The sequence below is a fragment of the Vibrio frigidus genome (genome assembly GCF_042465995.1).
GTDB lineage: Bacteria > Pseudomonadota > Gammaproteobacteria > Enterobacterales > Vibrionaceae > Vibrio.
This window is the reverse complement of the sequence record NZ_JBCDMC010000009.1, coordinates 28,803-48,876: the sequence shown is the minus strand read 5'-3', so window position 1 is coordinate 48,876 and position 20,074 is coordinate 28,803. Positions and strand designations below refer to the sequence as shown.

Below are 20,074 nucleotides of genomic sequence, written 5' to 3'. Positions count from 1 at the left end.
TTTTATTAACTAAAGCGATTTAATACAGATTCTTCTCAGGATTTCGTCGCGTTACTCTTCTATATCAACGACCTTTGTATTTCCACCATGAATTTTCTCTCTTCGTCGTTGGATAGCAGCATAAAAGCCGGGTATCAAAAATGTACCCGCAAGTAATACGCAAAGTAATCCACCTACCAAAGAAACACCCAATGAGTTTTGGCTTATGTGCCCCGCTCCAGAAGCAAATATCAATGGTGTAATACCCAAAATAAACGACCACGATGTCATGTTCACCGCTCTAAAACGCAATTTGCCACCATGTACTGCCGCATCGTCAATAGGTACTTCTTTTTCCTCTCGCTCTTGCTTAGCAAACTCCACAATAAGAATGGCATTTTTGGCCGCTAAAGCGATCAACAATACCAAGCCTATCTGAGCATAAAGATTGAGTGGTAATCCCGCCAAGTTTATCGCCAAGAAAGAACCCAGCGTAGCGATAGGAACAACAAGAATAATCGCTATGGGTATACTCCAACTCTCATATTGCGCCACCATGAAGAGATAGATAAATATAAGTGCCAATGCAAATGCGAAAATCGCTTGGTTTCCGGCTTTCACTTCTTGATAGGCCATCCCTGTCCATTCATGCTGATAGCCATGTGGCAATACTTCCGCTGCAACTCGTTCCATCGCAGCAATAGCATCACCACTTGAATATCCCTGTGCTGGCTGACCTTGGATTACCGCCGAACGATACATGTTATAACGCCACGCCACGTCCGGTTCAAATACCTGTTCATAGGAAACCAATGTACTCAGCGGAATCATCTTGCCTTCAGAAGAACGAACATGGAATCGATTTAGGTTGTTCATGCTGCTTCTGTGTTCGCTATCCGCTTGCATCGTGACCCTGAAGTTTTTACCAAACATCGTAAAGTCATTCACATAAAGTGACCCTAGGTTTCCCTGTAATGTCTGGAATATGTCACCTAACGAAATACCTAATTGCTTCGCCTTTTCCCGGTCAATATCCACATGGAAATGTGGCACATTCGCTCTAAACGTACTGAATGTATGTTGTATCTCTGGCTGTTGATTGGCCGCTTGAATAACCTCATTCATTACTTGTGCAAGATCGGTTCTGTTTCGTCCTAACGTATCCTCTAGAACAAATTCAAAACCAGACGCAGATCCCATACCGGGAACCGCTGGTGGGCCCAAAGCAAATACCACGGCTTCAGGTAGCAACTGAGCTGCGGCGATATTAAGTCGTTGTGCAATAGCAAATGAGGAATGGTCCCCCTTAAGGCTGTTCCGCACTTCCCAATCTTTAAGTTTAACGAATAAGGTCGCGCCGTTAGAAGCCGCTGCACCCGTTAATAATGCATAACCATTCGCAACCGTAACCCCATCAATTCCCGGTTCTTGTTCAACAATCTCCATCAACTTAACCGTGGTATCCTCGGTTCTGGATAGTGACGCGGAATCTGGTAGTTGAACATTAACCAGCAGGATGCCTTTGTCTTCTTGAGGAACAAATGCGGTTGACGTTGTTTTAGTGAAAAAGGCGACGGCGGCGACCGCAATTAAGAAAAATGCGCCAAGTAATATTGTCTTTCTCACCAAAAAACCAGCGACATTACCATAGCCCCGCGTCACTTTTTCCAACCCCCTGTTGAATGCCTTGAACCAGTTTGAGGTGTTACCTCCGCCCTGTTTCAACACCAATGAACAGAGTGCTGGCGATAAGGTCAATGCATTGATAGAGGAAATAACAACTGAAATACAGATAGTTAAAGCAAATTGCCGATACATGATGCCGGTGATACCCGGTAGCATAGCAACGGGTAAGAATACCGCCAATAACACGAGCGTCGACGTAACAATGGGGCCGGTTACCTCTTTCATCGCTATCAATGTCGCCTTCGCCGGCGTTAAGCTAGGGTCTTTCTTCATTGTCGTATCGACGTTTTCAATGACCAAAATTGCATCATCTACAACGATACCAATGGCGAGTATTAGCCCAAAAAGCGTCACCGTATTTATAGTGAAGCCCGTGATGAGCATCACCGCAAAGGTACCTATTAATGAAACCGGAATCGCAACCACTGGTATCAATGTGGCGCGTGCACTACCCAAAAACATGTAGGTGACCGCAATGACCAACAGTATGGCTTCGATGAGTGTTTTAACGACGCCCTTAATCGACTCGGCAACAAAAACCGTCGTGTCATAGCTTGTTTCATACGCCATACCCTCCGGGAAATTAACACTCATGTTGCCCAGTAGTGACATCACCGCTTCGCCGCTTTCTAAAGCGTTAGCATCGGACTGTAGTGACAGCGTAACAATAGCGGCATCTTGCCCTCGAAACTTTCCGTTACCATCGTAGAATTTTTTACCCAACTCTAGTCTGGCAACGTCTTGTAAATATATGGTAGAGCCATCATTGTTGGCTCTTAGCACAACATTTTCAAACTCTTCGACTGTCTCTAACCTACCCTTTGTGACAAGGTTAAATTGAACCTCTTGCGCATTATCATAAGGTGGTGCACCGACTTTACCTGCCGCTACTTGAACATTCTGTTCTGCGAGCGCCGCATAAACATCGGTGGTAGTTAAGCCAAGATTTGCCATCTTATCGGGATCCAACCAGACACGCATTGAGTACTCTCCACCACCTATCACCCCGACTTCACTGATGCCCTTGACGCGCGCGAGCTGATCTTTAACGTTTAGATTTACGTAGTTCACCAGAAACTGATCATCATATCTGCCATCTGGAGCGTAAAAATTCAAAACCATTAGCAGATCCGGTGACCTCTTTTTCACCGTCACACCAACCATGCGTACTTCTTGAGGAAGTTTTGACTCGATTTGAGTTACTCGATTCTGCACGTTAACTTGTGCCATATCAGGGTCAGTACCAACATCAAAGGTAACGTTCAGATTGTACGACCCATCGTTGGCACTTTTTGAAGACATATAGATCATGTTCTCAACGCCATTCACGGAGGTTTCGATTGGATCCGCTATGGCTTGTTCTACTGTCTCTGCACTTGCTCCGGTGTAATACGCCGTTACACTGACCGAAGGTGGGCTTATCTTTGGATATTCAGCCACCGGCAATTGAGTTAATGAAATAGCACCCGCTAGTGTCAGAATAATAGAAATAACCAACGCAAATTTAGGACGTTGAATAAAGAAACGACTCAGCATAATTACGAACCTTCTCCGTGAACTTCCTCTGTGGTTAAGGTGTCCGCGACTCTCACTGCGATACCGTTACGTACTCGTTGTAACCCTTGGGTAATAATCGTATCGTCTTTGGATAATCCACTCATAATAATAACACCGGATTTCACTTGTTTTCCCAAAGATACGTTATGTCGTTCAGCAATGTTCCCTTCACTAAGTACCATCACGAAATCACCTTCTAAGTCACTTTGAACGGCACGACGAGCAATAGTAATAACCTCAACAGGCTTCTTTTCTTGAATGTTTACTTTTATGTGTTGGCCTGGCAGCAATATTTGGTTTGGATTAGCAAAACTGGCACGCATCGCTAGGGTACCCGTCGTCACATCAATACGGTTATCAATGAAATCGATATACCCGCTCTGGTTATACATCTGTTCATTTTCTAAAACGACATGTACTTCAACCGTGTCGGTGGCCCCGTTACCGTCACCATCAACGCCGTCCATACCCATATTCAATCGTTCTCTTTCGCTCACCGTAAAGCTTGCATGTATAGGGTCTAGACTAACGATGTTGGTTAATGTCCCCGTAGAAGGAGAAACAAGGTCACCAATACTGACGTTACTTTCGCTAATACGACCCGATATTGGTGCCTCGATACTCGTATACGAGAGATTGACGTTAGCCACATTTAATTGAGCTTTCGCCGCTTCTCGCTGTGCTTCTGCTCCCAACTTAATACTGGTCAACGCATCATATTCCGAGCGAGAAATATTTCCTTTCGGCAATAAGCCTTTGCCCCGCTCATAGTCTAACGTTGCTTTTTGTACGTTCGCATCGGCTTGAGCGATGTCGGCTTTTGCACTAGCAACCTGAGCCTGATAAGAAGAGGATTCAATTTGGTATAAAAGCTGCCCCTTCTCGACTGTTTCCCCTTCGGTATAATGACGGGATTTTAAATAACCTGATATTTGAGCCGTGATGGCGACGTCTTCCACCGCATTCACTCGACCGACATAGTCTTGGTTTCGGTGGTAACTTACCACCTCAATTTTTTCTATCGTTACAAGAGGCGCCGTCGCTTGTGATAAGGAAGGTTCTTGACCGCAGCCAACTAGAAATACTGCACTAGCAACAGGAATAAGAAGTGTAATTTTACGCATTAATTGACCAATAATTGTGGGGGTTGTAAATAACCTAAAATCAGGAAAACACGCGAATAAACATACATTATGTCTACCTATCGCTCATCTGAAGGTGAGGTTAAATCGCTTATGGGTCAATAACATAGATTATAAAAAACCGAGCAATGTCAGAGTTTTATCAAAATTAAAGCCGAAAATGTGTGTAAATATTTCAATGGCATATAAATAGAAAAGCCGTTGTATATGAACGACTTATCCTATTGATTTCAATGATGACTAGTCATGTTAATAATTGGTTATGCCACACCGTGACCTTTTGATGCCACCCAAATTCGATACCATTGTTCACGGGATAACTCGATTCTTAGAGCGTCGATTGCCGCTTGCACACGCTCTATTTTACCCGAGCCGATAATAGGGAGTGGTTGCGAAGGTAAACGACGTACCCATGCATAGATAACCTGATCGATACTCTCTGCCCCTAATTCTTGCCTGACAATTTCAAGCTCGTTTCTAACCCTGGTTTCCTTCTCTGATTTGCCAAAGAAAAGACGACCACCAGCAAGACAAGACCAAGCCATTGGCCGCGAGCGTTTCATCTGCAACTGATCGAGAGTACCGTCATCAACGGCATCGAAGTTCAATGGATTAATCTCGACTTGATTGGTCACTAAAGGGATGTCGAGTCTGGATTGCAACAGATCGAACTGCAAAGGAGAGTGATTTGACACTCCAAAGTGCGACACCTTACCGGCCTTTTTCAACGCCAACATTGTCTCTGCAACTTCATCAGCATTCATTAATGCATCTGGCCTATGGATAAGCAGGACATCAATGTTTTCTAACTTTAGATGTGACAGTGAGTTATTCACTGACGCCAAAATATGTTGCTTACTTGTATCGTAGTGATTGATTTTTCGTTCTGGGGTATGGTTTCCACACAGATGAATATCACACTTGGTTACAATCTCAATTTGATCACGCATCGATTTATCTAATGCCAACGCTTCACCAAAAAGCTTCTCACACTGATAGTTACCATATATATCTGCATGATCGACCGTCGTCACGCCGAGTTCAACGTGTTGCTTTAAAAAACTCAGCCTTTCTTGAGGGGACATTCCCCACTCTGTCATACGCCAATAACCTTGAACCAATTCAGAAAAATTTGGGCCTTGAGGCGCAATACCAACTTTAGCAACCATTCGATTGTCTCCTTAATTAACTGGATATAAACGAATCCTAAGCTTGTTTGATAACTCACTCAATGGTAAAACATCGAATAATCGAACCAGAGTACGAAATCATGAGTTTTTCAGAACGATTACAAGAGTTAATAGGCGAAGAGAGCGTCAGCGGATTTGCTAGACGAGTCGAGTTAAATGAGGCCCTAATTAGAAAGTACCTCAAAGGCAGTGAGCCGAGTTTAACGAAAGCAAATCAGATAGCAATGAAAGCAAACTGTTCTTTAGAATGGCTAGCGACCGGGTGTGGGTATTTGTACCGCCAAGCGGAAATTGTCGATATGGAAGCCTACAAAATTGCCTACGAATTTGTCACTGATCGCCAATTAATAGAGGACAGTATCCACCGCCGTATTATTGCAGGTTATCAATATCTACGAGCCAACAAAAAAGCGGACAATTATCTCGACACAACAGGTATGAAAGCCTTTTTGAATCGAGGGAGTTAAACTAGGGTCTGTTGACCCTTTTGAAGGTCAATTTGATGCCCTGTTCATCACTAGCAAAAATAGCCTCTCTACTTGGGTGCTCTGCATAATATTCTGAATTAGGGTACCAAGTCAGTTCTCGAGAAGAAGAGATAGGACCATCATTAATAAACATGACCATCTCTCTATTTACTAATTTAATGGGTTTTGATTTCAGCGCCTTTATTGCATCATATTCACGGCCGTTGATGACGGCTTTGGCGAGCACATAACCGTCTTTTCTCAGGTTAAGTTGAAGCTCTGCATAGGCAATCGACGAATAAGGTGCCGTGATTTCGATATGCTGCACCACATTACTCTGTACCAATAGTCGACTTTCTACATCAACATTATAGTATTTAATCACATCAGAACAGAACGCCTGATTCTCTTTTTCTAGACCACAATCGTAGAGTTCCATTGAGTCCTGCAACTGTTCCAATTGCCATGGGGCGGTGTTTGGCTCAATCATGGGTTGCAACCATACAAGAGAAAAAGCACTGGCCTGATTGGTAAACAACGCGAGTACAATTGCCAAATAAAATCGTTTTTTCATATCTTTTACCCCATAACAAACAGCAGGTATTGTACAGACATTAATAAAACGCTATTCAATAAATTCGAGAATAGATCTAAAAAAACCTGATTTACATCTCATTTTTATATAAAAAATCGCTAAATAACTCATCATCTTACTTTTTATTTTTACTCTTCTAAAATATTTAACACCTCTAATTATACCCTTAATTTACAATGACTTAACCGACATAAAAACAAAATAAAATGCATTTATTATCGAATTTATTTCGTTTTACTAGCCTGAAAAACCTCATCGGCGTTAAATCGATGAGGTGAGTCAATGTATTGCGACATCTATATTTGAGCGCTAAATCTATCAGCCTTCGTTGTATAGAGAATTAAGACGCGTTTGTTGCAGATATTCGTTTTTGACATCACCTCAATATAACTAAAACACGTATTACATAGGATTAGTAAAAATGAATAGAAAACTTATTGCTTTAGCAGTGGCCGCTGTTACTACTGGTGCAAACGCAGCGAGCATATATAGCGACGACCAAACATCTCTTAACTTGAAAGGTGAAATTGACGTCTATTTAAGTACTTCTGAACTGAAAGGCACCGCTGCAGACGATTATAAAAGTGACCCAGATGTTGATGTATGGGCAAAAATTCAGATCGATGCTACGCATAAACTGAGTGACACCGTTGGTGTATTTGGTTCGTTTGAAATACAAAACGGCGTAGGCTTTGGCCCTGGTAGCAATGATTCAAAAGAAGTTGAAACTGATGACGAATACTTCGGCGCAAAATTTGGCGAAAATTTCGCTTTCGCCGTTGGTGAAGTTGGTGATTTCGGAGACTCTTTGAACGCAATTATTATCGATAACACCAATGAAGGTGTAGGTTATGTTGATGACGTTGCAGACCGATTTGAGTCAAAAGGTCACGGCATTGCACTAAGATACAATACAGAAATGTTGACGTTGATTGCTGACACCTATTTAGCTGAAGATTCAGATCAAGATTCGGTATACGGGCTTTCAGCTGCTTTTGATATCGCTGACTTTAATATTGGTGCGTCTTATCAAGATCGTGGCAATCGCGGCGCTTACGCAGTCACAAATAATGGCGACAATGACGTTTACGGCTTTAAACTAGGCTACGACAATGATGTTTTCTCTATCGCATCACACTACGTAGTTGAGCAAGTCAACAGCCAAGAATACGAAGTCATCGGCCTTGCTGCGGACTATACAATTAACGCAGTGCGAGTATACGCTTCAACATACATTGCAGAAGAGCAAGACGTTGCTAATAGCGATGAAGTAACAACCTATACTTTTGGTGCTGACTACACATTCTCAAGCAACCTAACAGGGTTTGCTGAATACTCTGCTGCAGATAACTCAGGTTATGAAAAAGACGCTGACTTGTCTCTAATGGTGGCTGGTGTTTACTATACTTTCTAAGAAAAATAACGCTTAGATAATTTCAATGCCTACTTAATTGTAGGCTTTTTCCCAATAATTAACCTAATCATTATTTTCGAGTAAAAAACGATAAATGTTAACACTAAATAATAGATACAATTTATTCAGTAAATATACCCTTTACAAGACTATTTATATAATTATTATCACCACAATTATTGACTAAAAACCTTATTGATCATACATACCACTCTATTATTCATCATACATTCACCATAAATTATAGGGTGTAACTGTTTAATAACATTTTTATTTAGGCAGCAAAACACCACGTAAAACCACAAAACTTAATACATCAATACGAATAATTACTATTAATGACACCATAATCAGCTCATTAAACAGGTAACATGCACACCAACACTAGTAAGCACGCACTAACTAAACTTTATTTCAAAAAAAGTCCTCTGCTAATAGCAAAGGACCTTTAAAAACGAAGCTCATTGATCGGCTTATATATTAATTGGCTACCCACAGCCTAGATGAATTATCTATAGACGTCATTAACATGGTCTTCTCATCTATCTGATTTACTTCTGTACCTCGTAGCATATTAATGATAAACATTTCTTTCATTTTCTCCAAACTTCCATCATCAATATGATTAACTCTGACAGAAGAAACGTCTCTAACATCACCTGCCTCTAAAAAAATATAACCCTGCTCGTATTTCCACTGCCCTACATTGGATATTTCAAGAGTAGACATTGTAACGTCATTTACATCAAAACTATTCACGATAGAATTCTGAATGTATGTATTGTCATTCATATATTTAATATCACTTTTTATCGAGACTGTATACATTTTGTCTATATCTAGCGTCCCAAAGTTCTCACTTTTTTCTGGAAGAAGAACCCTCATTTCTGAATGCCATGCTTTAGAGGTAAAGCTTGATTTTTCAATTGAAGTAGAATCATCAACAATCAAATACATCAATGGTAACGACAATATAGTCAATGTAATCAACAAGTTTTTATTTATCATTATCAAACCTCATCTCACAAAAAGACATCATATCCATATTTTTTGGCATCAGATTATAGCTCACGCTTTCAGTCAAATATTTGTCTACCACGTTAATAATAAGCTTATTTCTGAACGTATAAGATACAATGATTTTATCGATATTCTCGGTATTAGGATGATATGTTAACAATTTATTCGTACAATACTTTATTTCTTCCGCATGGCTAGCACCATTAGTATCCATATTTAATAAATAGATGCCTATATTACCTATGCGGCCGACTTCCTTAATCTCAGAATACTTAGGAGAAAATAGATTCAATGGCCATATGAACTGGAACATTAATAAAGAAACCAGTATCACCATAAAAAATGAAAATAACTTTTTACTTAATAGTTTCTTTATGTCGAAACGTTCAAATTCACTTTCTTCTAGATCATCATCTTGCAGTTCGTCATCTATGCCTTGCTTTACATTTTCGTCTATCTTTTTACTACTACCAATGAACTGATAACCATGCTTTGGAATAGTCTTAATAAACTCAGGCTCTTTTGCTGAATCTTTAAGTATTTTTCTTACGGTTGATATTGCTTGGATAACACTGGATTCATCCACGTGAAAACCATTGCTAGTCCACACAAGTTCGTGTATTTCATCTCGGCTCAAGACCTGATTTGGCCTTTCAATAAATGCCAATAAAATATTGCTTTCATTACTACCTAGCCAGATTATATCTTCACTATTATCCAGATCAGTTAATGATTTTTTGTTGACATTGAAAATATACTTGTCGTTAAGAAAGTACTTATTCTCCACTATCATAAACACCTCCTTAGTTTCACAAATATTCATTTAAAGCTATCATTTTATAAAACTTTATTTAAATATATTGCGTTAGTATATCCTCATTCACCTTCATTTCAACCATTTATTGCACACTCGTAAAGTAAATTTTTGTAAATGATTTATCTCTTTGTTTAAATAGAAAAACTTATAAGAATTCACATAAATCTCAAGCCAAAGTGTACAAAAAATCACCATATGTATGGAAAATTAATCGTATCTATAGGTAATGAATAATTTTTCTATTGTGGCAAATATAAAGATATTAACCCCTACATCTATCTACTCCCTACCATGACCAAGTTAACACTTTTGAGGCGTAGCCAACCGAATGATGTCTAAGCGTCGTTTTGCATTTATCATTTAGCTAGATGATATTAATAAGAACTTTAATGGCCCTGCAATGAAACTTAATATAATAGTAACCGCATTGATCTTAGCGTCGACACCTCTGTCGGCTGCTAACCTAACAATATCGACATCCACTAACAGCCGAAACTATTCTTTTACCGCTGATCATCCAGTGAATGTTCCGCTAAAAAAAGATAATTATTCAATAAAAGTGTCCGGTATTGGTGGTACATGTCTTGTTGATGTCGTTAAAAAACTCAAATTCAATACACCAACGCAACTAAACTGCCAAGAACCAACCCTTTTCGAGCTAAAGATACGCCTTAGTGGCGACTACCTATTTACATTCGATAAAACCACGCCATCCATAACACTCACAAAGCAGAAAAATAAAACCGTTAAAAAGGAATTCAAAAGAGCCGTTCCTAACCTCACTTGCGATACCCATATTAGTGGAGAGATCACGTTAAACGTAGCCGATACATTCGCAGATGGTACCAAGTTGAAAGACGCGTTCACGGGGCAAATTACTGAGGTTATAAATCATCACGTAACACTAACGCCATCCCTCAATAGTGGTGGTATGGTTTTATTAGAACCAATATTGCAACAGAGTCCCAACCTTCCTACCTCTCTAGACTGGCGCAACGCGAACATCTACTTTGTCATGGTTGATAGGTTTAGCAATGGCGATCTGAATAATGATACAAGTTATGGTCGACAAAAAGATGGCAATGATGAAGTGGGGACTTTCCATGGCGGTGATTTAAAAGGCATTATTAAAAGGCTAGATTACATTCAGAGTTTAGGAACTGATGCCATATGGCTTTCTCCTATTGTAGAACAAATACATGGTTTTGTTGGGGGAGGAGAAAAAGGGTCCTTCCCATTTTATGCTTATCACGGTTATTGGACCCGAGATTTCACCAAGATTGACGAAAATTTCGGTAAAGATGAGGATTTAACACAACTTGTCGCGGAAGCGCATAAACGGGGTATAAAAATCCTGTTAGATGCGGTCGTGAACCATTCCGGCTACGCTGCTTTATCCGATCTACAGTTTGACGACATCAATGTCGTCTCGCCGGAAAGAAGTTGGCCGGATAAATGGTCTGATTGGGTACCGGGAAAAAATGAAAACTGGCACAGTTACAATGACAGTATTGATTATGCTAGTAACGCATGGACGAGTTGGTGGGGACCAGATTGGATCCGTGCTGGTTTTCCTGACCATAAAAAACCAGGGAATAGTGACATTACGATGTCTTTAGCTGGACTACCAGACTTTATCACCGAGTCAGAAAAAACCGTTACACCACCAAATTGGCTGCTCAATAACCCAGGCACTCGTGTCGCACACAAGCAAAATTTTACGGTTTCCGATTATCTAATCGAGTGGCAGTCCGATTGGGTTAAACGATTTGGAATTGATGGCTTTCGTGTCGATACCGTAAAGCACGTTGAAAGTGACGTTTGGAAACGACTAAAAAAACAATCAAGCGAGAAGCTAGAGACATGGCGTAAGAAAAATGGACAATCGGGCCAGCCATTTTGGATGATGGGTGAAGTATGGGGACACTCAGCGTATAGAAGTCCATATTTTGATGACGGTTTTGATGCCTTGATAAACTTCGACATGCAGAAAAAAATGGATAAAGGTGCCGCTTGCTTCAGCTATATGGCAGAGACCTACCAATCTTATGCCGATACGATCGCCTCAGAAAAAGATTTTAACCCGGTAAGCTACATGTCATCTCATGACACAGAATTGTTCTTTAGTCGCTATAAATCATTCGATATGCAAAGAGATGCGGCAAGTGCTCTGTTGCTTAGTCCTGGGGCGATCCAAGTATATTACGGAGACGAGGTGGCTAGAGCGATTGGCCCATACGCCGATGACTTTCATCAAGGCACACGCTCCGATATGGTTTGGCAATTAGATGACAATAGAAAGAAACTACTCGAACACTGGAAAACGGTCGGGCAATTTCGAAAATCACACCCTTCCATCGGTGCAGGGCAGCATAAAGAGCTTGAGCAAAAGCAAGGTTATGCTTTCTCTCGAGTTCTTGGGGATGACAAAGTGGTTGTCGCTTTTGTGGGTAAGTAAACCCTGTCCTGACATTTTGTAGAGTAGATATTACCGTCTATATTGATCAAACGCTTCACAAAAGAAATAATGAGCCTATATAATCGCCTCTCATATAGGCTCATTAAAAAGGAAATAACCGTGATCTTAAAAAAAATTGTCGCCCTTGCTCTGGCTTTCATTGCTTTTTCAAGCTTTGCAGAAAACCGTGCTGAATTAGCATGGCAAAAAATAGAACAAGGAGCGCTAATCGTTGACGTTAGAACACCACAAGAATTCGAAACTCAACATATCGAATCTGCAGTAAATTTTCCGCTAGAGACGGTGAATGTCGCGTTTAATAATGTAGATAAAGATCAACAGATTGTTGTTTATTGCCGCAGTGGTAACCGTTCAGGACAAGCTGAACGCTATTTGAAAAAGAATGGATTTACTAATGTTCACAATGGCGGCGGTCTTAACGAGATGCTTGCCACTAAGTAACCCGCTTATTCAGCCATAAGAGATCAACTCTACGTTTAGCGTGACTCTGGGTACTTTAGCGGTTTAACGACCGTATCTAACCCTTCAATTTTTAGCGCTAAGCAGAGTTGCATCAGATCACCTAATTCTCCCTCAGGAAAAGATTCCTTACGAGCAAACCAGAGCAAATATTCTTCTGGAAGATCGATCAAGATACGCCCCGCGTATTTACCAAAAGGCATCTTAATTCTCGCTAATTTTATCAAGTTCTCTTTCTCTAGCACGTATTCATCTCAACTAACCTTAAACAAAAAATACTACTATACATTGTTAAACAGGAACTCTAAACGAAACGTAATCGTCGCTTCATCCATTTTGTCTTCTTCTATCTTGTTATCCCAATTATACTCAGGGGTGACCTCATAGAATAACCAATCTCGATAGATATTGTGCCTGTAAGTTACAGATATATTTGTATTACTGATGTAAGCGTCCGGCTTATCATACCCCGTTATGCTAGCGTTATAGCTTACGGCCTGTTTAGCCGAGATCGATTGATACAAAGTTAACCCAGTAGCTAATTCGAAGCTATTGATGTCGTCCTCATACTTGGCGTAATTGGTCCAACGAATCAAGAATTGTTCATTCAGCGTATGATCTACATCGATTTGAGTTCTTTCACCCAAAACACTTTTACGGCTATACACTCGTTGTGTAAAGTTAAGCAAGGTATCTTGCGACAAAGGATAGCTATAGCGATATCGAGCTTCGATACTTGGTCTCAGTGTCACCTTAATATTGAAACTGCTTTTTTCCTTTGCGTACCAGTCGTATCGAAGCCCTACCGAGTTTTCTAATTCGTCGCTGTTCGACGGAAATATATCTTGTAAATCATCGTCGGCATCTGATTCAATTACGATCTTAAGCTTTTTGGTCGCTCTTGGTAAATGCAGTTTCGCTTTCAGTGAGGTTCTAAACTTAAAGCCATCCGATTCAGACCAAGAAAAGTCGTTATACCACCGCACCATCGTTCCCGCTCTAGCGTCATCTGTAATCCGCTCGTCCACGAAGAAGCTATCAAACCATATCGCTGGTTGGCAAAATTTTGTATTCAGATAATGATAGGTTTTATCGAGTGAGCCAACTTCTCTATTATCACTATAACAGTGCTCTTCCGCACTCTTGAAAGTCACGGTGTCATCAATCTGATCAATACGCTCTTCTTCTTGTGCCAAGGCAAAATAAGATGGAACAAGCAGTAAAATTATCCATAATTTAAAATATTTCATATCAGGTATAACACACTATATTTTGGAAAACAGTACGTTCAGTACTTGCCCTATAACCATGAATTTGATCCGCATAAAAGCGGCAACTTTCACCCGTATTGATTTTCTTCCATTTAGCTTCGACATATAACTCTAACTCGCCGCTAAGAACGCATATATGCTCGACTACACCAACCGCATGAGCGTCTGACATCTGTTGATGGTGATTAACGAGTTCAATCTCGAACATCTCCATTTTTGTGTCTGATTGATAAGGAAACACCGTTTTTACATGCATGTTCTTATCGTTTGGAAAGATATTAACACTCAAGAGCATTTCGGGCTCCGTCGCAAAAAACGCAGAAAAAGAGGTATCCAAACCACTCGCAATTTGCCACAGTTTAGAGATTGTCGGACTCGACTCCTGTCTCTCTATCTGACCTAACATCGCTTTAGAAACCCCGGTCAATTTCGCCGTTGCATCCAAGCTCAACGCTCGATTTTTTCGCAACAATTTTAGGTGTTCCGCTATATGCGAACGAAATTGGTTCTCACTCATTAATCAAAACCCTATTGTGCGTTATTACGCACGCTGCTATATTTACTGTTTTGTATGCGTTATCACGCACAAAGATTAACACCCAAATGAGAGTATTACCATGCCTAGTTCGTTTCAACTTAGTCATCTAACCGCCGGATTTACTGCTGTACTCGTTGGCTATACAAGCTCAGTAATATTAGTCATTCAAGCAGCAACTTCCTCCGGCGCGACACCCAATCATATCGCCAGTTGGTTACTCAGTCTTGGGGTCGTATTAGGCGTAACGACTATCGGCTATTCTTGGTATTACAAAGTGCCTGTATTGACGGCATGGTCGACACCAGGTGCTGCTATGTTAATAACCGTTGCTCCCGATTACTCGTTGCAGGAATGTATTGGTGCATTTATCTTGTCAGGCTTTTTTGTGTTATTAACAGGATTAATCAAACCAATTAACCGGCTAATTGACCGCATACCGGCTCAGATCGCCACAGCAATGCTTGCGGCTATTTTACTTCCTTTTTGCTTAAAAGCTTTCGCACCACTAGAACACTCACCCATCCTATTTTTTTCCATGTTTATCGCTTACCTAATAAGCAAATCTGTTGTACCTAGGTACACGATGCTCATACTGTTATTGGTAAGTATTGCCAATGCTTTGTATTTCTATAGCTTTAGCTTTCACACTATTAACTTTACTGTAACCAAGCCTATTTGGATCACACCAACATTTAGTAATAGAAGTGCTATCAATATCGCTCTGCCGCTTTATATTATTACGATGCTATCCCAAAACCTACCGGGCATTGCAATGCTCAATAGCTATGGCTACAAGATTCAGACAAAATCACTTTTTCTTGGTACTGGATTGGCGAATATGATGTCAGCACCTTTCGGTGGGTTCAGCACTAACCTCGCGGCTATATCCGCAGCAATATGTATGAATAAAGACGTAGATTTGGACGCAAACCAGCGATACTGGGCAACTATATGGGCAGGTATTTTCTATTTATTGGCGGGATGTTGGGCAAGTGCTGTTGTTTCTCTGTTTCTGATTCTACCAACTGACATTGTGCAGATGTTGGCTGGTTTTGCGCTACTCGGCACATTACTCATGTGTCTAAAAACATCTTTTAGCAAAGAAAAGGCAACGGAGCCTGCCTTGCTTACTTTCTTGATATCACTTTCGGGCGTCACGTTGTTTGGTATAAACGCACCAATTTTGGGTCTGTTGGTTGGTATTGCACTCTTCAAATACCAACAAAAAACTTAACGCTATCTTCTGTATAAGCAGAAACTCATTAGAAGATAGCGATCAACGTATTATTTAGAGTCAGCAACCGCTGAATCTTTCTTATTGAAATAGTTTTTAGTCAGGGTAAAGACAACCGGACTTAATACCGCAAGTGCTATTAGGTTTGGTATCGCCATCATAGCGTTTAACGTGTCACCAAGTAGCCACACAAAGTCCAGCTCCATCATTGCCCCAACAGGTAAAGCAAGAATAAAGATGATACGGAATGGCAATACAGCCTTGGGACCAAACAGATATTCAGCACAACGTTCACCATACACAGACCAACCAACAATAGTCGTAAAGGCAAAAATCGCTAAGCTAACCGCAACCAAATAACTACCACCGGGAATAACCTGACCAAAAGCAGCAGATGTCAGAGCAGCACCAGAGATACCGCTCGTCCATGCGCCAGAAATGATAATGACGAGACCAGTGATACTACAGATGACCAATGTATCTAAGAACGTGCCTAACATCGCTATCAATCCCTGACGAACCGGATCATCGGTCTGTGCGCTAGCATGCGCGATAGGCGCAGAACCTAGACCGGCTTCGTTAGAGAAAACACCACGAGCAACACCAAAGCGAATCGCCATCCAAACAGTTGCACCAGCAAAACCACCTTCTGCTGAAGCGGGTGTGAAGGCATGTTCAAAGACGAGAGCAAACGCAGGAATGACTTCCCCAAAGTTCATCAGAAGGATCACAACCCCGCATAAAATATAGGCTGTTGCCATAACCGGTACCATTGCACCCGCAAACTTACCAACACGCTTTAAGCCGCCTAATATCACACCACCCGCTAGAACCATAATAATGAGGCCTACAACGAGGCGCGAAAATGAGAAGTTAGATTCTAAGACTTGAGCGATGGAATTCGATTGAACGGCATTACCAATACCAAAACAAGCAACCGCACCAAATAAAGCAAACAGAGAACCAAGCCACGCCCACTTCTCACCCATACCATTTTTGATGTAGTACATTGGGCCACCGACAAATGAGCCATTCTCATCTTTTTCACGGTATTTAACGGCAAGAACAGCTTCTGCATATTTGGTTGCCAAACCTACAAGTGCCGTCAACCACATCCAAAATAGAGCCCCAGGACCACCAATGAATACGGCGGTTGCCACTCCTGCGATATTACCCGTACCCACCGTCGCAGACATCGCCGTCATCAGCGCCTGAAACGGAGGTATTTCACCCTCTCCACTCGCCTCACGGCTACTCCACATTAACTTAAATGCACGCCCTACATTTAGGATAGGCATAAACTTCAACCCTACGGTCAAGTAAATACCAACCCCTAAAATGAGGACGAGCATGGGTACGCCCCACACTATCCCATTAAGCTGACCGATCAATCCGGAAATAAACTCCATTTTCTGACTCTCCAATATAGTGACTTTTTAAAAACTACCCTCTCATACCTGTAGCAAATAGCAGACCAAGCATAAGAAATGATTAGAATTATTCCATTTAAAGAGGAATTTCAATGGCAGTGAAACAATAATGGGATAACGCTGCAAGTATAAACTTGCGCGGCCTTCTGGCTATTTTTAGTTTTTAATTTTGTTTATTACAACTATATCGAAGTAATAAACTATAGAGATACACGAAGTTATTTCACATTCTGGCAACAAAAATTTAAAGATTAGTTTTTAATAGCATCAATCATAATTGGTTTTAAACACTGTATATCTAACTTTTTTGATATCCATTGCACCACTAATGAGCATAAAGAGCGTGTATTGTTCATATTTGGTGCCATGTAAAGACTATTATGCTGCTCATTTATTTGTAAATTTAACTATTTAACATCAATAAACCCGTAAATTGATAGGATATTGTTTCTTTTTTCAGACAGAATATAATTTCACAAAATTAGACATACATTGAAATTATATATTTTTAATTAATTATTGATTTTGAATAATTTATCTAGAAATACACTCCTTTCAGAACATTCAACTAATATGACCATAAGTTATAGAATGACGCAATGTCCCCAAACCTTCGACATTTGAGCAGAGCCCTTTCGTTTACGCCTTTAGAAATGTGCATTTTTAATAATACCCTCGTGAACCGTCATTCCTGTCATGAATATTGCACTGCAACTGATGTAGATGCACAGCCTAATCATCTGTGCAGCTGTTAATTTCTTAGATGGAGAACACCAATGGGACTGAAAAAACCTTATTTACTTTTTCTTGGGGACGCGGCAGACCCGCTCGCGGCAAAAGTTGCTCAAGGAATAAAAACTTGGCACCCTGAATATTGCGTAGGTCAGTATCGCTTACCAACATGCAATGCGGATTGCGGTGTCGTTGATCTTTCTATTGAAGAAGCGGTAGCAGCAGGGGCCAAGACTTTGATCATCGGGGTTGCTAACCGTGGGGGTATTATCTCAAAGGAATGGTGTAACGTATTAGTAGAGGCTTTAAACGCTGGGCTTGATATCGCTTCAGGCTTACATAATAAGTTGACCGACATTCCGGAATTAGTGGCTAGTGCTAAAACCAATGGCCAGACACTGTTTGATGTGCGATACCCAACTCAAAATTACCCCGTAGGAAATGGTAAAAAACGCCAAGGAAAACGACTTTTAACGGTTGGAACAGATTGTTCATGCGGCAAGATGTACACATCATTAGCAATAGAGAAAGCGCTGAAAGAACAAGGTGTCAACGCTGATTTTCGTGCAACAGGTCAAACGGGTATTTTGATTACTGGTAAAGGAGTCAGTGTTGACTGCGTTGTGTCCGATTTCATCGCAGGTGCAATCGAGGCCATCTCACCTGAAAGCACTATAGACCACTGGGACGTGATTGAAGGACAAGGATCGCTATTCCATCCATCCTTTGCTGGTGTGACTACTGGGCTGATACATGGGGCGCAAGCCGATGCTCTTGTTCTGTGTCATGAACCCACGAGAACACACATGCGCGGACTACCAAACTACCCCGTACCCGACATAAAATCGTGTATGGAACTTAACATTGCAACGGCCAGATTGACCAATCCTGATGTACAATTTATTGGAATTTCTGTAAACACCTCTCAGCTTGATGAAAAAGTCGCGCTAGAATTTATGGATAAAGTAGAATCTGAATTTGGTCTACCTGTCGTGGACCCATTCCGTCAAGGTGTAAGCCGTATAGTAAACAAGCTATCGGAGGTTTAATGCAAATAAGCTTTAAGGTTAAAAGTTGGCCAATTAGAGGAAGCTTTACCATCTCAAGAGGAAGTAAAACTCAGGCTGATGTGATACAGGTAAAAATAAGTAGTAACGGCGTGATGGGTCGCGGTGAATGCGTCCCATATGCACGTTACAACGAGACAATTGATAGTACCTTAACTGAACTAGAAATCGTGTTACCTGCACTAAAAAATGGGATCACTCGAGAAGCATTACAAGACCTAATGCCGGCTGGTGCAGCAAGAAACGCCGTTGACTGCGCACTATGGGATCTTGAGTGTAAACAAAAACAACAGCGAATTTGGGACAACTTGGCGACGTCTCCTGATTCTTTGGTCACAGCATTTACTTTGTCCCTAGACTCTCCAGAAAACATGAAGAAAGCGGCAATAGAGAATGCATCTCGTCCTTTACTTAAGTTGAAGCTAGGAGGCGGTGAAGACTTAGCAAGAGTTGCCGCCGTTCGCGAAGGGTCACCCAATGCAAAGATTATTCTTGATGCAAATGAAGCATGGACGCCCGAACTCTACAAAATATTGATTCCAGAACTAGTGAAACTGGGCGTAGCAATGATTGAGCAGCCTTTCCCCGTAGGGATGGACTATATTCTTGAGACACTACCGAGACCTATTCCAATCTGTGCGGATGAATCTTGTCACGATAGAGAAAGCTTGAGCAAAATAATTGGTCGCTACGATATGATCAATATTAAGACCGACAAAACCGGTGGCTTAACAGAAGCATTAGCACTCAAGAATCAGGCAGAGCTAGCAGGTCTGCAGATCATGGTTGGTTGCATGCTTTCAAGCTCTCTAAGCATGGCACCAGCATTCGTTGTTGCTCAAGGTGTCGATATTGTTGATCTTGATGGCCCATTATTGCTAAGTGAAGATATAGAGCACGGATTCGAGTTCGAAAACAATCACATGATGCCCTTCTCTACAGAGCTATGGGGTTAAGGAGTGATTCAATGCACTCCCTAGAAAAATTAAATTAGGAT

At 41.0% G+C, this 20,074-nt stretch carries 17 protein-coding genes; 7 read left to right on the top strand and 10 right to left on the bottom strand.

Going from position 1 to position 20,074, the window contains the following annotated elements:
* Positions 1 to 51: 51 nt before the first annotated feature.
* The 3 genes from AACW90_RS16115 to AACW90_RS16105 form a co-directional block, all read right to left on the bottom strand.
* Positions 52 to 3,201, bottom strand: a complete 3,150-nt coding sequence (locus AACW90_RS16115; RefSeq protein WP_390236448.1) for an efflux RND transporter permease subunit — start codon at positions 3,199 to 3,201, stop codon at positions 52 to 54.
* 2 nt (positions 3,202 to 3,203) lie between these two features.
* Entirely contained in the window at positions 3,204 to 4,346 is a 1,143-nt protein-coding gene (locus AACW90_RS16110; RefSeq protein WP_390236446.1) for an efflux RND transporter periplasmic adaptor subunit, read from the bottom strand.
* Positions 4,347 to 4,624: 278 nt separating this feature from the next.
* A complete protein-coding gene (locus AACW90_RS16105; RefSeq protein WP_390236443.1) occupies positions 4,625 to 5,533 on the bottom strand; it encodes an aldo/keto reductase in 909 nt (302 codons plus the stop codon).
* Between the two features lie 101 nt (positions 5,534 to 5,634).
* Here AACW90_RS16105 and AACW90_RS16100 point away from each other — a divergent pair, with 101 nt between their 5' ends.
* The gene (locus AACW90_RS16100) at positions 5,635 to 6,021 is read left to right on the top strand and encodes an XRE family transcriptional regulator (protein ID WP_390236440.1); all 387 of its coding nucleotides are present in this window, start codon (positions 5,635 to 5,637) and stop codon (positions 6,019 to 6,021) included.
* 1 nt (position 6,022) lies between these two features.
* On the opposite strand, the gene AACW90_RS16095 is transcribed toward AACW90_RS16100, so the two are convergent.
* A complete protein-coding gene (locus AACW90_RS16095) occupies positions 6,023 to 6,595 on the bottom strand; it encodes a hypothetical protein (RefSeq protein WP_390236437.1) in 573 nt (190 codons plus the stop codon).
* 442 nt (positions 6,596 to 7,037) lie between these two features.
* Between AACW90_RS16095 and AACW90_RS16090 the strand changes: the two genes are divergently transcribed.
* Positions 7,038 to 8,030 carry a porin gene (locus tag AACW90_RS16090; RefSeq protein WP_390236434.1) on the top strand — a complete coding sequence of 331 codons (993 nt, stop codon included), beginning with the start codon at positions 7,038 to 7,040 and terminating at the stop codon, positions 8,028 to 8,030.
* Positions 8,031 to 8,510: 480 nt separating this feature from the next.
* Here the strand turns inward: AACW90_RS16090 and AACW90_RS16085 are convergent, their stop codons facing one another.
* Both AACW90_RS16085 and AACW90_RS16080 read right to left on the bottom strand, forming a co-directional pair.
* Positions 8,511 to 9,038, bottom strand: coding sequence for a regulatory protein ToxS (locus AACW90_RS16085; RefSeq protein ID WP_390236431.1), 528 nt, complete (start codon positions 9,036 to 9,038; stop codon positions 8,511 to 8,513).
* A complete protein-coding gene (locus AACW90_RS16080; protein WP_390236428.1) occupies positions 9,028 to 9,843 on the bottom strand; it encodes a winged helix-turn-helix domain-containing protein in 816 nt (271 codons plus the stop codon). Before AACW90_RS16080 ends, AACW90_RS16085 begins: the two co-directional genes overlap by 11 nt.
* 424 nt (positions 9,844 to 10,267) lie before the next feature.
* Here AACW90_RS16080 and AACW90_RS16075 point away from each other — a divergent pair, with 424 nt between their 5' ends.
* Both AACW90_RS16075 and AACW90_RS16070 read left to right on the top strand, forming a co-directional pair.
* Positions 10,268 to 12,325: an alpha-amylase gene (locus AACW90_RS16075; protein ID WP_390236425.1), complete on the top strand. Its 2,058-nt coding sequence runs from the start codon at positions 10,268 to 10,270 to the stop codon at positions 12,323 to 12,325.
* A gap of 120 nt (positions 12,326 to 12,445) precedes the next feature.
* The gene (locus AACW90_RS16070) at positions 12,446 to 12,787 is read left to right on the top strand and encodes a rhodanese-like domain-containing protein (protein WP_390236422.1); all 342 of its coding nucleotides are present in this window, start codon (positions 12,446 to 12,448) and stop codon (positions 12,785 to 12,787) included.
* Positions 12,788 to 12,822: 35 nt separating this feature from the next.
* Here AACW90_RS16070 and AACW90_RS16065 read toward each other — a convergent pair whose 3' ends face one another.
* The 3 genes from AACW90_RS16065 to AACW90_RS16055 are packed head-to-tail and all read right to left on the bottom strand — an operon-like array spanning position 12,823 to position 14,593.
* On the bottom strand, positions 12,823 to 13,050 hold the full coding sequence (locus AACW90_RS16065) for a DUF3820 family protein (protein WP_195705564.1): 228 nt from the start codon (positions 13,048 to 13,050) through the stop codon (positions 12,823 to 12,825).
* A gap of 36 nt (positions 13,051 to 13,086) precedes the next feature.
* Positions 13,087 to 14,055 (bottom strand): hypothetical protein, encoded by a 969-nt coding sequence (locus tag AACW90_RS16060; RefSeq protein ID WP_390236419.1) that lies wholly within the window; start codon positions 14,053 to 14,055, stop codon positions 13,087 to 13,089.
* Position 14,056: 1 nt separating this feature from the next.
* Positions 14,057 to 14,593 (bottom strand): helix-turn-helix domain-containing protein, encoded by a 537-nt coding sequence (locus AACW90_RS16055; protein WP_390236417.1) that lies wholly within the window; start codon positions 14,591 to 14,593, stop codon positions 14,057 to 14,059.
* 100 nt (positions 14,594 to 14,693) lie between these two features.
* Here AACW90_RS16055 and AACW90_RS16050 point away from each other — a divergent pair, with 100 nt between their 5' ends.
* Positions 14,694 to 15,848: a benzoate/H(+) symporter BenE family transporter gene (locus tag AACW90_RS16050; RefSeq protein WP_390236414.1), complete on the top strand. Its 1,155-nt coding sequence runs from the start codon at positions 14,694 to 14,696 to the stop codon at positions 15,846 to 15,848.
* 50 nt (positions 15,849 to 15,898) lie between these two features.
* Here AACW90_RS16050 and AACW90_RS16045 read toward each other — a convergent pair whose 3' ends face one another.
* On the bottom strand, positions 15,899 to 17,257 hold the full coding sequence (locus tag AACW90_RS16045; protein ID WP_390236411.1) for an alanine/glycine:cation symporter family protein: 1,359 nt from the start codon (positions 17,255 to 17,257) through the stop codon (positions 15,899 to 15,901).
* 797 nt (positions 17,258 to 18,054) lie between these two features.
* Here AACW90_RS16045 and dgcN point away from each other — a divergent pair.
* Positions 18,055 to 19,059, top strand: coding sequence for an N-acetyltransferase DgcN (dgcN, locus tag AACW90_RS16040; protein WP_390236409.1), 1,005 nt, complete (start codon positions 18,055 to 18,057; stop codon positions 19,057 to 19,059).
* Complete coding sequence (gene dgcA / locus AACW90_RS16035) at positions 19,059 to 20,033, top strand: N-acetyl-D-Glu racemase DgcA (protein WP_390236406.1); 975 nt, start codon at positions 19,059 to 19,061, stop codon at positions 20,031 to 20,033. The genes dgcN and dgcA overlap by 1 nt, the downstream gene beginning before the upstream one ends.
* Positions 20,034 to 20,074: the final 41 nt, after the last annotated feature.

Excerpts from the sequence above, each read along its gene's own strand:
- AACW90_RS16095 (WP_390236437.1), bottom strand. The coding sequence starts at position 6,595 with ATGAAAAAACGATTTTATTTGGCAATTGTACTCGCGTTGTTTACCAAT.
- AACW90_RS16090 (WP_390236434.1), top strand. The coding sequence starts at position 7,038 with ATGAATAGAAAACTTATTGCTTTAGCAGTGGCCGCTGTTACTACTGGT.
- dgcA (WP_390236406.1), top strand. The coding sequence starts at position 19,059 with ATGCAAATAAGCTTTAAGGTTAAAAGTTGGCCAATTAGAGGAAGCTTT.
- AACW90_RS16060 (WP_390236419.1), bottom strand. The coding sequence starts at position 14,055 with ATGAAATATTTTAAATTATGGATAATTTTACTGCTTGTTCCATCTTAT.
- AACW90_RS16110 (WP_390236446.1), bottom strand. The coding sequence starts at position 4,346 with ATGCGTAAAATTACACTTCTTATTCCTGTTGCTAGTGCAGTATTTCTA.
- AACW90_RS16075 (WP_390236425.1), top strand. The coding sequence starts at position 10,268 with ATGAAACTTAATATAATAGTAACCGCATTGATCTTAGCGTCGACACCT.
- dgcN (WP_390236409.1), top strand. The coding sequence starts at position 18,055 with ATGGGACTGAAAAAACCTTATTTACTTTTTCTTGGGGACGCGGCAGAC.
- AACW90_RS16105 (WP_390236443.1), bottom strand. The coding sequence starts at position 5,533 with ATGGTTGCTAAAGTTGGTATTGCGCCTCAAGGCCCAAATTTTTCTGAA.
- AACW90_RS16115 (WP_390236448.1), bottom strand. The coding sequence starts at position 3,201 with ATGCTGAGTCGTTTCTTTATTCAACGTCCTAAATTTGCGTTGGTTATT.
- AACW90_RS16050 (WP_390236414.1), top strand. The coding sequence starts at position 14,694 with ATGCCTAGTTCGTTTCAACTTAGTCATCTAACCGCCGGATTTACTGCT.
- AACW90_RS16085 (WP_390236431.1), bottom strand. The coding sequence starts at position 9,038 with ATGATAAATAAAAACTTGTTGATTACATTGACTATATTGTCGTTACCA.
- AACW90_RS16080 (WP_390236428.1), bottom strand. The coding sequence starts at position 9,843 with ATGATAGTGGAGAATAAGTACTTTCTTAACGACAAGTATATTTTCAAT.
- AACW90_RS16100 (WP_390236440.1), top strand. The coding sequence starts at position 5,635 with ATGAGTTTTTCAGAACGATTACAAGAGTTAATAGGCGAAGAGAGCGTC.
- AACW90_RS16045 (WP_390236411.1), bottom strand. The coding sequence starts at position 17,257 with ATGGAGTTTATTTCCGGATTGATCGGTCAGCTTAATGGGATAGTGTGG.
- AACW90_RS16055 (WP_390236417.1), bottom strand. The coding sequence starts at position 14,593 with ATGAGTGAGAACCAATTTCGTTCGCATATAGCGGAACACCTAAAATTG.